The organism is Simiduia curdlanivorans, from assembly GCF_030409605.1.
Lineage (GTDB): Bacteria > Pseudomonadota > Gammaproteobacteria > Pseudomonadales > Cellvibrionaceae > Simiduia > Simiduia curdlanivorans.
Window position 1 is genome coordinate 1,481,581 of record NZ_JAUFQG010000004.1, and the last position, 16,861, is coordinate 1,498,441.

General features: G+C 42.3%; 14 protein-coding genes. 4 read left to right on the forward strand and 10 right to left on the reverse strand.

The features are described from left to right. Window positions 1-8: 8 nt before the first annotated feature. The 3 genes from QWY82_RS06720 to QWY82_RS06730 form a co-directional block, all read right to left on the reverse strand. Window positions 9-1,013 carry a polysaccharide deacetylase family protein gene (locus tag QWY82_RS06720; RefSeq protein WP_290260793.1) on the reverse strand — a complete coding sequence of 335 codons (1,005 nt, stop codon included), beginning with the start codon at window positions 1,011-1,013 and terminating at the stop codon, window positions 9-11. A gap of 30 nt (window positions 1,014-1,043) precedes the next feature. Then, a complete protein-coding gene (locus tag QWY82_RS06725; protein WP_290260794.1) occupies window positions 1,044-1,889 on the reverse strand; it encodes a polysaccharide deacetylase family protein in 846 nt (281 codons plus the stop codon). 149 nt (window positions 1,890-2,038) lie between these two features. Further along, window positions 2,039-3,232 carry a carboxylate--amine ligase gene (locus tag QWY82_RS06730; protein WP_290260795.1) on the reverse strand — a complete coding sequence of 398 codons (1,194 nt, stop codon included), beginning with the start codon at window positions 3,230-3,232 and terminating at the stop codon, window positions 2,039-2,041. 428 nt (window positions 3,233-3,660) lie between these two features. On the opposite strand from QWY82_RS06730, the gene QWY82_RS06735 reads away from it, so the two are divergent. From QWY82_RS06735 to QWY82_RS06745, 4 genes are all read left to right on the forward strand, one after another. Further along, window positions 3,661-4,758, forward strand: coding sequence for a glycosyltransferase family 4 protein (locus QWY82_RS06735; protein ID WP_290263486.1), 1,098 nt, complete (start codon window positions 3,661-3,663; stop codon window positions 4,756-4,758). 49 nt (window positions 4,759-4,807) lie between these two features. Then, window positions 4,808-5,326, forward strand: coding sequence for an arsenate-mycothiol transferase ArsC (locus QWY82_RS19895; protein WP_353958699.1), 519 nt, complete (start codon window positions 4,808-4,810; stop codon window positions 5,324-5,326). 4 nt (window positions 5,327-5,330) lie between these two features. Beyond that, on the forward strand, window positions 5,331-6,584 hold the full coding sequence (locus QWY82_RS06740) for an O-antigen ligase family protein (protein ID WP_290260796.1): 1,254 nt from the start codon (window positions 5,331-5,333) through the stop codon (window positions 6,582-6,584). A 137-nt stretch (window positions 6,585-6,721) separates the two neighbouring features. Beyond that, entirely contained in the window at window positions 6,722-7,588 is an 867-nt protein-coding gene (locus tag QWY82_RS06745; RefSeq protein WP_290260797.1) for a hypothetical protein, read from the forward strand. Window positions 7,589-7,738: 150 nt separating this feature from the next. Here QWY82_RS06745 and QWY82_RS06750 read toward each other — a convergent pair whose 3' ends face one another. From QWY82_RS06750 to QWY82_RS06780, 7 genes are all read right to left on the reverse strand, one after another. Beyond that, a complete protein-coding gene (locus QWY82_RS06750; protein WP_290260798.1) occupies window positions 7,739-8,710 on the reverse strand; it encodes a glycosyltransferase family 2 protein in 972 nt (323 codons plus the stop codon). A 104-nt stretch (window positions 8,711-8,814) separates the two neighbouring features. Beyond that, window positions 8,815-10,125 carry a phenylacetate--CoA ligase family protein gene (locus QWY82_RS06755; RefSeq protein ID WP_290260799.1) on the reverse strand — a complete coding sequence of 437 codons (1,311 nt, stop codon included), beginning with the start codon at window positions 10,123-10,125 and terminating at the stop codon, window positions 8,815-8,817. Further along, on the reverse strand, window positions 10,126-11,382 hold the full coding sequence (locus QWY82_RS06760) for a glycosyltransferase (RefSeq protein ID WP_290260800.1): 1,257 nt from the start codon (window positions 11,380-11,382) through the stop codon (window positions 10,126-10,128). 165 nt (window positions 11,383-11,547) lie between these two features. Then, window positions 11,548-12,690 (reverse strand): glycosyltransferase family 4 protein, encoded by a 1,143-nt coding sequence (locus QWY82_RS06765; RefSeq protein WP_290260801.1) that lies wholly within the window; start codon window positions 12,688-12,690, stop codon window positions 11,548-11,550. After that, window positions 12,687-13,784, reverse strand: coding sequence for an acyltransferase family protein (locus QWY82_RS06770; protein ID WP_290260802.1), 1,098 nt, complete (start codon window positions 13,782-13,784; stop codon window positions 12,687-12,689). Before QWY82_RS06770 ends, QWY82_RS06765 begins: the two co-directional genes overlap by 4 nt. Then, window positions 13,774-15,633: an ABC transporter ATP-binding protein gene (locus tag QWY82_RS06775; RefSeq protein ID WP_290260803.1), complete on the reverse strand. Its 1,860-nt coding sequence runs from the start codon at window positions 15,631-15,633 to the stop codon at window positions 13,774-13,776. Before QWY82_RS06775 ends, QWY82_RS06770 begins: the two co-directional genes overlap by 11 nt. Beyond that, window positions 15,624-16,766, reverse strand: a complete 1,143-nt coding sequence (locus QWY82_RS06780; RefSeq protein ID WP_290260804.1) for a glycosyltransferase — start codon at window positions 16,764-16,766, stop codon at window positions 15,624-15,626. The genes QWY82_RS06775 and QWY82_RS06780 overlap by 10 nt, the downstream gene beginning before the upstream one ends. Window positions 16,767-16,861: the final 95 nt, after the last annotated feature.

Consider the following 16,861-nt stretch of genomic DNA (forward strand, 5'->3'; position numbering starts at 1 on the left):
AGTTATATTTAGCTTATTTTACTGCGCACAAATTCAACCCAGGAAGTATACCGTATGAACTTTACGAGACTGGTTGGGAAGCTATGTCTCGGTATGGTGTAGGGTGCGTTTGCAATTTTAAGTAGCGTTGTATTGCCCGAAATGGCGGTTACGGCACCTGCGTAGCCTGCGGCCTGAACCAATTTAGTATGCCCGGCGTTGAAGTCATGTTGAGTTCCAGAAGGGTAGCAAAAAACAGAGGAGGGATTACGCAATTCATGTTTTAGGGTTTTTAATGAGCGAGTGAGTTCTTCGCGTATTTGTTCGTCGCTCAAACTGGTAAAGGGATGGTGGCTTGATGCATGAGAGCCTATTCTCAAGCCTTGCTTCTCTAACATTCGGAGCTTATCCCAGTCTGGCGCATTAAAATGTGATGGCGCTTTTTGTGGTATACCAATATCGAGTCGCATCGCCAAATCGTTGATGAGTTGAGATGTTTGGCTTGGGTTGCAGCGCTTTAGGTGGCTAACAATGTGGCGTCGAGTTTTTATGGCGGCTTCGGTACTGCTGGTATCTAAATTGAACACACTACTTTCGAAGCTGAAATCAGCTACTGTGGGTTTGGCATTTGCCAATAGGTAGCCAACTTTTGCATCCCAGGGCCAAGCAAGTTGATTCACGAAGCTTTCTAATACGAACAGCGTGGGTTTAGCGTTATATTTTAACAGTATTGGTATTAATGTTTCGGTTTGATCAAGGAACCCGTCATCTAAAGTAAAGCAGATAGTGGGGCGGCTGGGTGTTTCACCATTGGTGGCGAGCTCGAGAATGTCGTCAATGGACAAAAATTGAAAATTGTTATTCTGGGCATATTGAAGGCATTGCTCCAAAACATCGGGGTTAGCGCCGAGCAGTGATGGCGTTTCGGCTTGTGAGCGATGTAGCATGAAGATGGTGACATAGTGGCCAAGCGTGGTTTCGGCTATTCTCGAAACACCCGGTAATTTTAGTATTGCGCTAATAACTCTATCCATTATCTGCACCGCTCCTTATTTGTCTCGCGGCTAAAGCCAGCCTGAAAGCCTTGCGCCAAACTTATCTGCCGTATTGCTAACGTCCTCGTGCAGACCAATTCTAGGTAGTGAGTGTAAAGGTGTCGATTTGTTGCTAACAATGCCTCTTTTGGTGGTAACCGCTGCACTGTATGTTTGGCTGACTAGCTCCTCAGCTAGCCGAGAACTATCGCCATTGGGATAGCAAAAGATATCAACAGCCGCATTTAACTGCTCTTCAAGTTGAGATTTACTGCTTTCTATTTCTCTTGAGGCTTCGGTGGCGTCAAGGTCTTGATTCAAGCGCTGATGGGTGCAGGTATGCGAGCCGATGGTGCATAAGCCTGACTGAACCATAACTTGAATTTCTTGCCAGTTCATAAGTGTTCTTTGATCTGGCGTCTCGTCTTTCGGTGTTGGTAAGTCACTTAACGCTTGGTAAATTTCCTTTTCCGAATGCGCTTTCAGTAGGTTGATAACTTCTGAAATATGCTCTTTTGAGGCCGATTTCTGCTCACCTAAAGCATCTAATGCCGATGCGAATAGTGGCTTGCGTCTAAGTATGTCTGTGTGGCCAGCGCTTAAATAAGAAGCTATTCGATTAGGCCAAAAGCTGAAATCTGTTCCAATTTTTTCAGATACCGCAAATACGGTAAAGGGAATTTGATGTTTCTCCAGAATAGGAAAGGCAAATTGGTAATTATCTAGCCAGCCGTCGTCGAAGGTGATGGCACATGCTTTGGTTGGCAATGGATCATTGCGTTTTTTGGCATTTACCCAATCGCCTAAAGCCACAACTTCAAAATGACGCTTTATCTCTGTCATATGCATGTCAAATGTTTCTGGTGAAACAATCATTCCCGGCTCTTCCAATGCGCATCGTGGGTCATCTTTAGGTAGCACCCGGTGGTACATTAACACCCATAAGTTCTTGTTAGGCTGTGGGCGCCTGTGTGGGCCAAAGGCACTGGCGGCTTTTGTGGCAATGCGTTTAAGGAAGGACTTCATCAATCTAGGCCCAACAGTTGTTTTAAATAAATTTTAAATTCAAATATGGCCGGCTTTAAATCATTCCAGCGATTAATTTCGTGCTTTGTCTTTGGTGAAAATGGATTGAAAAAGCTGAGTAGCCTAGAAATTTTACTAGACAATTTTCTGTTTGATTTCAGAAATAGATAGAGGCTATCAACGTCGCCCAGAAGCCAACGCAGGCGTTGGCCGGTTCGGTAGGGTGTAATTGCCTCGCAAGGTAAGTTTAGTGCAAGGCAAACTAAGTGCTTCGGAAAATTCGCTCCAGCATCAATTGATAATTGTAGTGACCCCCAAAAACGCGTATTCACTTCCATTAAATAAGCCGTGCCGTCTGGAGCAATGCGAAATTCGACCATTGCAACACCGTGCCAATTCACCGCAGACATGAGTTGCTCAGTCAGGATCTTGAGTGCTGGGTTTACCTTGGCACTTTCGCTCAATACGCTCACTCCACCCTCAGGAGGTTTTTCGCGAAGGCGAGTATGGGCAAAAAATAGAATAGGCTCGCTTTGATGGTACAGGCAGAAAACACCTGCGCCATGCCCTGGAATAAACGCCTGAATCATAAAGGCTGAATTTTTGAGGTAGTCAGCCCGCGCTAGGTGAGCGCGTAACTCATCTTCAGATTTGACAACTTTAACCGAGGTTTTTACCCATGCGCCGTCTCGATACAACGTTGACTGACAAGGTTTCAGGACGAGAGGGTATGTCAGGCTAGAAATATCGAGCGTTGCGGTGCTGTCATAGCGCTGACTAGACGGCGTAGCGAAGCCTAATTTCTTGGCTAGCGCTAGTAAGTTGGACTTGTCCGCAAGCTGCATCACGGTATCAAGTGGCGCAAAAGGTAGGTCAACATCTGGCAGCTGCTCGTGATGTAGCAGAATCAGCTGACTGGTAATTTCTGTGACTGGCAGTACCAGGGAAAACTGATCGCTGGCCTGCGCCTTTGTAAGCCAGGCTAGGAAGGCTTGGGGGTCTGTTTCGGAACTAGGGCACTGTAAATAGCGGGCGCTATATCTAGAACTTCCGGCGAGCGACTGGCTTGTGGAATCAGCGGTGTAGATGGTTAATTGCGGTAAATCGCCAAGGGCGCGCACTGAGGCAAGGGCGCTGCGTTGGTTTGCGTCTAATACAAGTATTTTGTGCTGTTGGTTGGTTAAATTATCCATAATCCTAGCCTACGGCCGCCCCATCAATGGGTTTCATCACAGCGCAAATAATACCGTATATCCGTGCCATTTAGTACTCGGCGTAAGGCCTGTACAACACAAAGATAGATTATAGATTTTATCTATAAGTCCCGCCTTCCAAGTGTTCTGAGGCTATTGATCTACCCGCTATTGGTTTTTTTGCATCATAGGTGCTGCCGTTGATGGGGTTGGAGGCTTCCGCAGGTACACAAGTCAATATGAAATGTGAACACTGTCTGACATCTATAGCTGGCCATTCTAAACATGCCTGTGTTTGTAATACGCATGCTGCTAAAATGGCGCCGTGAACCCAGTGTGAGTTGATTTTATGGGGGACCACAGGAAGATTCATGTGCCTAGAGCGGAAAGCAGAGCGCTTTAGGACTTATTAGATGGAAATTAGACCTATGCAGGGCAGCACAATCCTTCATGTTATAGACACCACAGGGCCCGGTGGCGCTGAAACTATATTTACCCAGCTATGCGCCGAATCAAATCAAAGAGGCTACCACGCATTGGCACTTATTCGTGGTGAGGGCTGGGTGTCTCGAGAGCTCGAACGGTTAGGTGTCGAAACCCTAATCGTGAATTGTAAGGGTTCATTTAACGTTCGTTTTCTTGCAACATTGATTCGAATAATACTGACCAGAAAGGTCAAATTGATACAGTCCCACCTTTTGGGTTCCAATGTCTATGCTAGCTTGGCTGGTTTGCTAACCGCTAGACCGGTGTATTCAACATTTCATGGCTTTGTAGATATCGGTGAGCACGAACGATTTCGTGCACTAAAATTTTTCGCCATCCGTTACGGATCTAGAGCCGTATTTGCGGTAACGGAATCTTTGGCGTCAATGTTAGTAAAATCCACCTCTATAAATGAAAAGCAGGTAGTTGTAATCCCCAATGGCGTTGACACAGAGTATTTCTTTTCGCGCAATATGTATGAAATAGCCAGTGCTGGGCCTGTGAAAATAGGGTGCCTAGGCAATGTGCGCACGGCGAAAAATTACCCCATCGCCATTCTTATGATGAAGCACCTAAAAGAACAAGGGCTAAATGCCGAATTACATATAGCGGGTGATGATACAAACGCTTTGGCTGAGTCCTGTCGGGCTCAGGCGCTCGAACTCGGTGTGTCCGATAGTATAGTGTGGCGCGGCTTTGTGGCAAATACGCCGGCGTATCTAAATGAACTAGATATTTTTTTACTTTGTTCCTCTAGTGAAGGGCATCCGCTCGCCTTAACCCAAGCCATGTCCTGTGGGTTGCCCATTGTGACCACCGCTTGCGGAGTTGAGAATATTGTTGCACAAGGCGAAACGGCGGTAATTGTAGAAAATCAGAGTGTGACCGCCATTGTTGACGGTGTGCAGCAATTAGCCAGTGATGTGGTGTTAAGATCAACATTAGGCCAAACTGCTGCGAAAGTTGCTCGTGACAAGTGGTCTTTAGCTTTTACATTGAATAACTATTTTAAGAATTATGGCATTAGCAATGATGAATGAATCGCGAGTTATGACAAGTATTGCAGAAAATTTTGGCAGCAAGAAAGGAATGCTCAAGCACTATTACTATCAAGTACTGGATAAGATATTTAACAAATACAAACGCTATAAAGTAGTTCACCATAAGCCTGCTCGAATCGTATTTGTATGCAAGGGTAATATTTGTCGAAGTGCTTTTGCTGAGTGGCTGTTTAAGGAAAAGTCGAATATCCCCGTGTGCTCAATTGGATTGGATACTAAGACCGGGGGGGCGGCAAACTCCAGAGTTGCAGCACTATCGGAGAAAATGGGTGTGTCACTTGAAGCGCATAGAACTACCTCTATCAGGGACTACGTATATCAGCCCGGAGATTCCTTTGTATGCATGGAGCCATATCAAGCAAAGTTATTAAGTGCAATCTATAGCGATTCTCAAATTCTATTGCTAGGTGCATTCGCAACAAATAAAAACGTATATATCCATGACCCCTATTCGGCCAGTGATAGTTACGCGAGTAACTGTTTGGTGCATCTTTCTGAGTGCACATTAAATTTAATTTCTCATTTAGACGCTGCACCTAGGTCCTGAACGAATGCTGGCCGATCTAAAATACTTTATTGCTGAGTGCCGAAAACAAGATTTAGCGTTTTACTGCGCTTGTGCTTATTTAGTCTTTGAATACTTGCGGCCGCACACCATCTTCCCTTGGTTAGACTTTCTGCCGTGGGCTCAGCTTTCTTTAGTGATCGGTTGCATAGCATTATTTAAAAATGGTGAACTAAAAATTCAGGGGACGCATATCTATGTGGCTCTATTCGCGTTAACGTGCATATTTTCCTATTTAAATACTGAGTTTCCTGAGTCGGCTAAGAAAGTGATTGATGTGCCAATATCATGGTTTGTAGTCGTTCTGATGTTTTCTAATAGCATTCGAAACTTTAAGCAGTTCAAGCTTATTTTAATTCTATTTTTCTTAATCATCTTCAAAATGTCGTTGTTTGGTGCGAAAACCTGGGCGCTGAGGGGGTTCTCTTTTACTTCCTGGGGGATTGCTGGGCCGCGCGGTTGGTTTGAAAATTCTGGCGAGTTGGCGCTGATCATGGTGATTTTTACATGTATGAGTTTCGGCTTTTTATTGATGCACGAAAAAGTTAATAAGCTCTATTATTTAGCTCCGCTTACTGGAGCAATGACGGTTATTGCTGCTAGTTCTCGGGGTAGTCAGCTGGCTCTAGCTGTTGTTTTTATTATTGCAGCCATAGCTATTTGGAAAGTTAATATTAAAAACATGCTGGCCTTTTCCTTGCTGGCATTTTTTGCTCTAACGTTTTTGCCGGAAGAGCAAAAGGCTAGGTTTGAATCTATGGGCAGTGACGCCACATCCGAGTCTCGTTTGGTGTATTGGTCTGCTGGGCTTGATATGCTCGGTGAGAACAAGTTGTTTGGTGTTGGATTGAATGCATTTCCAGAATACTTCGAGCGATACTATTATGACCCGTCTGCCTTTAAAGCATTCTCGTATCGAAAAGAAGTTGCTCATAACACGCTAATTCAAGCCGCAAGTGAAATGGGCTACCCTGGACTATTTGCTTACTGCTTAATGGTTTTCCAATGTCTCGTATTAACCCAAAAAATTAGATCTAGTGCACATTCTCGGAGTTTTCATACGGAGGTAGTTGGCTATACCCGTTATGTCGATTTGGCATTGCTCGGATACTTTATATCTTCTTTTTTTATGTCTGTGGCTCTTTATCCCTATATCTACTTTCTTTTAGGTATAAATCAAGGCCTTTTGAATTGCTTTTCTTCTAAAAATGGAAAAAAGCTAAGTCAAGCGTTAAGTTAATATGCATTAAGGAGATTGGTCTTTCTATAGCACCTAATCTATAGTAACTGGGTTGGTGTATCTGACAATTTTAGAATGATAAGATATGTTCGTATCGCCAATAAAGTTTGAAATAAACGAGTTAATGTGGTGATTAAATGAAAACAATTCTTGCTTGTGCTTACCCTCTAATATTATCAATTCTATCGCCTGTTGCGTTGGCTGAATTAGATATTGGGCTAGTCGACCCTGAGTGGGAGTTTTCTGATGATTTCGAATCTCCGACCCCTGACGCTTCCTTTTGGCAGGGGGAGGGAGTCTACTTAAGGTACAGCATTCCGGACCCGACATCTTCTGGTAACAAAGTAATGGAGATGAAGTACGTACCTAATTCAGAGGGGTCTGGCGACTCTTGGTCTGAATATGATTTTAGGTTAGGTGTAAACGCGGTACAGTTACATATGAGCTTTGATATATACATTCCGGAGGACTATATACACATTGAGCACAACCATAAATTATTTTATCTTTGGTCAGGTGTTTACGGAACATCAAATGCAAATATATCTATAAACAGTGAAATGTGGGGTATGCCTGGTGGTGCCTCGCCTTCGATTTATATTGGTGTTGATGGCAATAATTATGGACACTCAATGATTAGTGGTGAGCCACTTATTATGAAGGATCGGGAGGGATCATGGAGTCGTATAGACGTATTGTTGCAGCTTGCAGAGGATTCTCATACTAAAGGTTCTGTGGAGATATACAAAGACGGAGTGTTCATCACTGGTACGCATCATCCCCAATTACAAAAGGCATATACTCAAGCGCCTCTCGGAAAAAACCTTATTCCATTCTCTACAAGAGGTAACTTCATTGATCAAGGAACATTATTAGGTTGGGCTAATGGAGCAGATGGAGGAGGCTTCTTGGTTGATACTGTATTCCTTATTGATAATTTCAAAATTCAAGCAAACTCTAAAATAGGTGCTACTAAAGGAAGTCGGCGCGCGAAGGTCCCTTAGAATGAACTAACTGCCCCGCGCAGGGGATTAGCATTTCTATGCGCGCGTACGCACCGTGGAGACTAATTTTTTTGGTATACACTAAATTGTTAATGTGTTGTAAAAGTGTTTTTTAAAAAGTTTGTATTTCTTAAAATGGTTTGTGTTGGCCTACAGTAAATATTGTTTTAGCGTGTTATAACTACGTTTGACTAATTCTATGGTTGCTCTCAGCGCTCCTTTTACTTTTCTGGTTGGATGTCCGGCAATTTTTAGCGAGTTGATGTAGTAGCCTAGGCCTTCAATAACACTACCGTTTCGAAGCTGGTAGGTCGAGGCGTCGATGTTTGCACGTATTAGTCTGTCGTTGAGGGCGATTCTTTGGTCGGAGCTTAGGTCTGAGTATTCTGCGAGAACTAAAAGCGCCTGTAATTTATCCGTAGATATGTTTTGCCAATGTTTAGTTGTGTTGCTGTCGTGCCTTCTCATCTCCATTAAAATATTGTCATTGAATACGGCGCCGCCTCGTGTAGATACTTTCAGCACAAACTCGGCGTCTTCGCAAATTTTTAACTTTGTACTAAATAGAAGTCCTTTCAAGTAAGACTTCCTGAACATGATGGCAGAGGTAAACGCCGGAAATTCACCGAACTTTATAAGTGTGGTGAATGATCTTCCCTCTATGGCGGTTAGGTTTCCTGTCGGCTTGGCCCTCGTCCTAGCTAAGGCTAGTTCATGATAGAATGAAAACTGCGGTAGAAATTTAACTCTATTAGTAGCGTCGAATCGAATGAAATTGGTAATGGAAAGTGCGGCGGAGGTGTGGAGATTTAGCGCGTAAGCCTGCTCTTCCAGCATGTTGGGTAACCAAAGATCGTCAGCATCTAAAAAGGCTATGTATTTTCCTTTCGCAATTTTCATTCCGAAATTTCTGGCAGAGGAGGCCCCAGAATTTTCCTGCCTGTAGTAATACACATAGCTACAGTTTATCGATTCTAATACCGACTTCGTGTTGTCTGTGGACCCGTCGTCAATAACGATTATTTCTGTTGCTTGCAGCGTTTGATTTAGGATGGTGCGAATTGCCTCCTCAATATGCTGTGCGTTGTTGAAGGTTGGTATAATTACTGATATTGAATCCATTTATAGCGTCCGAGATCGGCAAGTCTTGCAGCGTTATATACCAAAATCTACTTTTATAATGGTCGATGTGTCACCATTTTTATAACGTAAAATGAAGCTCAATCTTATAACAAAAGCGACTTAACTACTCTCATTTTTCCTGAGGGTTCTCGTTGTATTGAATCAACAAGATTTATATCAATGCTTAATTGAGAGTCAAAGGTTTCTAGCAATTTGTTGTTGATAACATGTGCATCATTGCTTGACCAGTCGTCCTTTGGGATGATATTAATAACTAAATTATTCGCTGAGGTTTGAATTGCTTGAAACTGCGAAATAACATTTCTTGCTTTTTTAAAATCTTCAATAACGTAAATAAGAGATTCGGGATGAATACTTCTGCCTGAATTAAGTTTTATAATGTCATAGGCTCTTCCTTGGATTTTTGATAGCAATGGAAGCGTTACCCCGCACGAACAAGGTTTATTGGACAGTTCTCCAAAATCGCCAGTTCTGTATCTAATTAGAGGGGTCTTAAGGTTATGGAAATCCGTTACGATAATCTCGCCGGTGCTATCGGTTTCAACAAATAGATTGTCTGCCATAACGTGCATGTTTCCACTCTTGCATTCGTGGGCAATGGAGCCTACCTCCCCGCAGCCATACTCATTAAAAACTTTGATGCCAAAGCATTTTTCAATTTTTAATCTAGCATGGGGGTAGAGAACCTCTGATGTGGTAATGATCGATATTAGACCACTTAGTGGTTTTAAGTTATGGCTGTCAATATGATTGGCTAGAGCTTCTATTACGCTAACATATCCATAGAGGTACTTCGGTCGAAATTTAAGAAGTTTCTTGTAGTAGTTTCCAAGCGATTTATCATCTAAATCAAATGCAGAAATCCGCATCCTGTTGGCTATAAAGTCAATTATGCTGGCTTTGACTTTTGCTTTGGCTGAGTGTGGGACGCCCCAGAATCGACCTTGCGCATCTCCAACTCCAATTCCCGCCCATTCGTAGGCTCTCCATGTGGCTGCGCGTTCTCTTGCTAGGGCGTCAGTGTTCTTTAGAATTGATACCGGCTGACCGGTGGACCCTCCAGTTGTTTTCGTTTCATATCGCAGTGACATGTTTGACTGGATTTTGTCTAGCGAGTTTATTAACTGGTTTTTTGATAGCGCTGGTACGGAGTTGATATCTCTGACAAGAGAAAATTTATCGATGTCGACGTCTTTCAAGGCTTCCTTATAATATTCGCTTGATTCCTTGGCGTGCTTTAAAATCGATTGGAACATCAAGTTTTGCGAGCTCTTAATATCCTCTTTTGATTTGTACTGAAAATTGCGATAGGCATTTAGGTGTTTAGAAATTGATTCACCTTTTAATATTGTCGCCGGATAATAGACGAAATATTTAGATAGGTAGCTATTCATTCAATCATCCTTCCGTGTGTTGGCAGTATAAAATTCGAGTAGTTTCTTTCCAGCAACATCGTCTGAGTGAACCGACTCAGCATACCGCCTAGCTTCTTGGCCTATAGACAGTATTTTTTCTATGTCGTTTATATAGTGAGTGAATTTAGTTAAAAACTCTTCTCTGGAACTACAGATTATGGCATTTAATCCGTCGGTTACATCAAGTCCTTCGAACGCTTCCGGGTATCCAATAACTGCTTGTTCATTTATCATAGCATCAATAACTTTAAGCTTTGTGCCTCCACCATCTCTGATTGGGCATATATACAAGTTGCTGTTTATATAGAAGGGAGCAATTTCTGGAACAAAGCCATGTAGTTTTACATTTTTAAAACGTTTGCTGGCTGAGACTATACTGTCATTTGGATTCTTTCCGATAATATCGATGGTTAGGCTTTGGTTGGCTTCTATTAATGGAAGTGCCAATTCATCTAAGAAATGTTGAACTGCATCAGTATTTGGGTACCAGTCTAAACCGCCGATAAAGAGAGCTTTGGGAGATTCTTTGCTTGGCGTGCGCTGATTTTTTGATGATTGCCTAGGAACAGGGTTTGGTATGTCCAAAATCTTGCATTTGGGAAAGCGCCGTAGTAGTTGTTTCGAGTCAGGATCAGAGCAGGTTATATGGATCTTGCTTCGTGGGCATTGGGCATTCTCGTATCTGTTTAGCTTTATGTATTCAAGAAAATAGTACGCCTTTTTAAAAAAATTACTGCACTTTTTCGATCGACGTAACATCATAGAAGACTCAATGTTGTGGTGATCAAGTGCCAGCATGGTTGTCTCTTTATCGGGAATGAATTGACATAATCCAATGGTGTCAATGTGAATCAGATCGTACTTTCTTTCTGAGAGCAGATTCTCTACCGACTCCTTAAAAATCCTTGAGTTATGCCACTCAACAGAATATGGGGTGTTCATAAATAGGCATTTTAGAGCCAAAAACAATTTGTTAAATGTACCATTTCCGCAGTCCATGGGAGAGAATATTGTCGTTCTAAAAATCGACCCCAGATGCTGTTTTGAAGTTTCTAGGCCTTCTTCGACAGACGGAAAAAAGGGGCTGATTAGGTTGGGTTGAATTTGCGCAACTAAGTCCACGTTATGGTGTTCGGCTAGGTGGCGAGATAAATAATAGCTCCTCATCAGAACCCCACCCTTTGGCGGATATGGAACAAGGTGCGACAGCCACAAGATATTTAATTTTGTATTCAATGAGAGCATCCGTTTGCTGTAGGTTTTAGTTGTGATTAATGATGCACATCAGCCTGTGATATGAATCATTAATCATACTTTATTGGTTCATACATGTTACGACTCGAGCATGTCTGGGTGCTCTACTAAACTCGATCTGGTTGCTTTGCCGAGGTGATCTACATTCTAGTAACCACTAAATACCGAAGCTAAGCAGCCTTCCAGGTTGGCGATTTGGTGTTCAGTCGTGTATTTCCCTTTGATTCTTGCGACTGCACTTACAGACATTTTGTTGTATCGTTGCTCATCATTTAAAAGTAATAGAATACAATTTGTTAATTCTTTTGCACTCCCTGGTGTAAAAGTGAGGCCGGTTACATGATCATCTACGGTTTCGATTAGACCTTGTAATCGAGAAACGATTATAGGTAAACCGCAACCAGCCATTTCCAATGTTGACATTGGAAATGAATCCCATCCGGTGGATGCAACGACGCCTATGTGGCATTGTGGCATTATTGTGGGCAGGTCATTTCGGTAGCCGGCAAAATGGACATGTCCTAATGCATTGCTTTTTTGAAGCATGGCAATAAACTTTTCTTCCTCGCCTGGTCGGTTGCCACAGATCAAAAAATGGATGTGATTGTTCTCCGGTGATTGGAGTAGCTCAATAGCGCTTTCAATAATTGTTCGTACACCCTTCCGTTCTTCCATGTGGCCAGAGTAGAATACAACTTTTGCATCGCTTGGTATCTTGAATTCGGTTGTCAAATAGTCGCTTTTATTCTTTGCTGGTTTGAATAAGCTCGTGTCAATCCCGGTAGGAATTACACTTGTTTGTTTCATGCTTATTCCTCTTCCATTAACTGCAAGATCTCTCATTGCTTCCGATTCAAATATAAAGTGATCCGGTTTATTTTTGTTGAATGCAAGAAGCAGCTTCTTTAAAGCTAGCTTAACAGGACCATTTTTGGAGCTTATTGTAGAGCCCCAATACGAGACAATATTTTTAATCCCGTTTTTGCGCAACATCGTGCAAACCTTGGCATTTGGTTGAACGTCAAAGCAAAATGCATATTCAATGCCTTTCTCTTTGATGTAGCAGCTCGCGCTATCGAAGGTCCCGATATCTTTATAGTTAAGCGCGATGACATTTTTAAAATCGCCTGGAAGGCTTTTCGGTGGCCCGGCGTCAAGATCGCTAAATGAAAAAAATACTTTTTCTTGAGATCCCGTCAATTTGCTCGCAGTTTTAAGAAAAATTTTCTCTAACGCTGCCATTGCGTATCCAGCATTGCTGGGGGTGTGAAACATGACTAGAATTTTCATGATGCTGCTGCCTTGTTTTTGCTTTCATTCCTTTTTATGTGCCGCTTTGCTAAATCTAAGGCCGGCTTTTCGATAAACAGCCAAGAGGCTAAACTGACTATTAATGTAATCACAAATATCAATGTGCCAGTAAGGTAGGTGGGGGTGATCTTTGAGTATAAGAACCAGTTGATTATTGGCATGTGATAGAGATATGTGCCGTAAGATATGTCAATGTTGCTAAGTGTATTATCTGCTAGGGATTCATTTGTATATGCGGCTGAAAAAATAACAGCAGAAAGGAATATGAACATCAACGGGTTTAATGAGTTGCCGAAGTCGGCGCCTAGTTGAAGCGCACCGTAGCTGAAGGCTAGGTATCCAATTAGTAGGGGAGTGAACTTCCCGTTTAGATACCGATGCGCTCTTTCGAAATTCTGTTGGAATATAACTCCAGCTATAAACATGAATATCCATGGGGCGAAGGAGACACGAAAAAGTTTTAGAGGAATGTTGTTTGAAATGTTGCTCGATAAGTAGTCGTAAAGAATGTTTGCAAAAATGAAAATGAAGAACATTGAGAAGAATGCGATTTTTGGAATTCTTTTTCCCGCTATTAAGTAGAGCAGCGGTATAAGGATATAAAATTGAAGTTCTACAGTAATTGTCCATAGGCTTCCGTTCAAGACCCCGTCACCATATGCACGAAGGTAGTCTGGGTTGTAGAATTGCACTATTGTTACTTTAGATAGCGTCAGCAAAATTAGTTGAAAGATGTCGGGGGGCGATCCAGCCAGTTCAAAATAATTGGTTGTGTATATAAGCGCAATAGCAAAAATTACGCTTACAAATAATGCAGGTTCAATTCTGGCAGCTCGTTTAAGCGCGTAGTCTTTCCATGACCTACTTGATTCCCATGATCTGCTAATCAAAAGGCCACTGATAAAAAAGAACACGGGAACTCCGGGGAAGAATCCTAGTATTTTGAGCACAACCACATGAAAATAACTAGCATCAACTCCGTAGATTGATACGAGATGATAGTGCACAACTTGCAATGCCGCAAAAATACGAATTAAGTTGAAATTATTTTTGTAAAAAGTGTTATTGTTCATTGCGCTGCCGGGAATTTTCTTGTGTGCTTTCTATTGTCTTAGTGTTTGTGTGATTCCCAAACCCCTTGTCCATTAGTGCTCTAAATCCTGCATCTTTCTCGATTAAGTTGGCGAAGCTATCGTTGGATGAGATAATACCGTTGTCCAAAAGAATGACTTGATCGGACAACTTTATCGCCGATGGCCTATGGGATATCACCAGAATGAGCATGTCTTTTTTGAGTTCCTGCAAAAGTTGCATGATCTCGTATTCACTTTCGATATCCAATGCGCTCGTTGGTTCGTCTAATATAAGAACTGAGCTTTGTTGGTAAAGCGCCCTTGCAATGGCAATTCGCTGCCTCTGCCCACCACTCAATAGTTTACCGTCTTGTCCTAGTTGGGTGTTGGCCCCGTTCGGCAGCTTGGCTACGAAATCATTGGCTCGTGCTTTCTGTAGTGCGTGAGCCACTTTTTTATCGTCAATTTCTTCATCACCTGCGCCAAATGCGACATTTTTGGTGACGGTACTATCAAGAATGAATATGTTTTGTGCTACATATGCCAGATTGTTCTGGTATTCTTCTATTCCAAATTCACTTAGTGGTACATTATTGATTTTGATTTGACCTTCTTGGTTTTCCAGTAGGCCAAGTAGTACATCTGCAAGCGTTGACTTCCCTGATCCGGAGTGACCCGCAATGGTATATATCTTACCTTTGCTGAGGTTTAAACTGATATTTCGGATCGCTCGTTCTTTGGTGTTTGGGTAGGTGTAGTCAATATTCTCTGCATCAATAGACTGTATGTCGATTTTACTTCTCGTATGCGTATTATCTTTCTCTTTTGATTTGTAGTTAAGTTCGCGGTATAAGGTGTCTACTACCGGTCCATTTGCACTCATTGCGGAAATGGACTTGTAAACCTGTTGCATGGTGGGCAGTAGTTTGTATCCAGCAATAGCGTAGATGCTGAGTAGGGCTATGAGATCCTTACCATTATCGCCTTTGAGAAGGGCAAAAATGGCGAGTAGTAAGATTGCCCCAAAAGCTACGGTTTCAATAACGAATTTTGGAATATCCCCCGTTAAAGCAATTGAAGCCGATGCTTTAAGTCCTTTTAAGTTAATCTGCTTTAGTTTAGTTAAGTAAACCTCTTCGGTGTGGCTTAACTTCAAATCTTTTATACCGATAAAACTTTCTGAGAGAATAGACTGCATCTTGCTATTTCGGTCAGACATGATTGTCCCGTTAATGTTTAGGGACTTCTTCACTGATATGTAGGTTATTAAGTAGGCTCCTCCAAGGATGGCGGCTGATGAAAATGCAACTGATGGACTAATTGCTATAAGCCCTACGATTATAATTGCAGCCACCATTGATTGACTAATAAGCAGTAAAAAAGGTTGTAAAACCATGTAAACAAAGCGGGGCGTTTCTTGCGATATTACAGAAATTATTTCATTGTAATTTTCTGATTTGTGATAGACGTATTCTCTGTGAAGGTAATTGTTAAATAGGTCCGATTGAATTTGCGCGCCAATCGTCACAGAGAATCTTATAAGTAGCCATAGGGTTACAACGGATATCAAGTTTGATACAAAAATCAGTGCGAGAGACGCCAGTGCAAATAGAATTGTAAATTGACTTTCGCTTTCCGCTCCTGAAAACTTATACGCATAGTTAAAAAACTTATTGCTGTGAACGATGCTCTGATCTGAGAGTAAGGTTATAAACGGCGCAATGCTTGCTATGCCAACTATTTGTATGAAAGCTGAGAATATAAAAAATAGTGTCAGCGTGTAAAATTCAGCTCTCTGTGTTTTAGTGAGCATTTTAAGAAGTGTCTTGATTATCTGTGCTATGTACATTTGGTGCTCGTTAGTGTGGCGGTACATTTACGTTTTTTGCCGTATAACTCGATGGTCTTTTTAGCGTTATACTCGGCAGTGAATTTCTTGTTTAAAGTGGGTGTTTTTTTTCTTGCACTGAGAATGTTCTCAATTGTTTGGGCATACCCTCTGGCGGAGTGTTCATTGCTGAGTAGGTGCCCATCTTCATTTGCTATTATTTCTGGCAACCCACCCGTTTTGTTTGCGACAACACAGACACCTAGTGCGCAAGCTTCCAGCACGACCATTGGCGTGCCTTCATGGTCTGAGCATATCACGAGTACATCGAGTGATTTAATATAGCGATGTACGTTTGATTGATGGCCATGAAAGGTAACAAATCTATCAATTTCCAGTGACTTAGCTAGCCTTACAAGTTCAGGCTTTTGCTTGCCGTCACCTAGGATATGGAAATGACAGTTTAGGTTTTTTTTAGTTAAGATTAATTTGGCCGCCTGTAAAAACAGGTCTACACGTTTTATCTGTTCAAGCCGGCCTACAATGCCAATATGCCTAGTGGGACCTTCGGTAGCCGGTTGAAATTCTATGGGTTCAATGGCCTGAAGAGGTTCTATGTCTACGCCGTTGTGTATCACGAAAATTTTTTCTGGAGCGTATGTTGCCTTCAGTATCTGCCCTAGGTCTTCGGATACGGCAATTATGCCAAACTGTAAGTGGTTCGCTACCCAGGTATCCAGGGCTACCTGAATGCGTTGCAGGCCTGTTGGCGCATATTCTGGTGCGCCGTGTGCGGTGCGCAGGCATTTCGCTCTATTCGAGGCGATTGGGTTCGCTAATAGATTTGCAATGGAACCCAGAATGTTTTCTTTTTGCCGATGGGTGTGAATGATATCTGGCTTAAATACCAGTATGGCTTTACGCAAGCGAAATAGAATTTGAGCGGCGTTGAAGTCTGCTTCAGGAATAATTTCAACGGGAATATGTAATGCGCCTAGCCGTGCTGATAGCTCACCATCATTTAAACAAACAACGCTTAGTTCGCAGTCTGGCTGAAGGTGCTTCAGCAGCGTATAGGCCTGCACTTCAGCCCCGGCCCAAAGGTCTCCGGAAATAATGTGCATTACGCGCAGCGGTTGGTTTAAACTTGCCATTCAATATTCATCCTTAACTTGAATGTGGCTTGCTCCCTTGTGGGGTGAATTTTAACGGCTTGTTAAGGTAAGGAAAAGGAAAATAAGGGATTAAT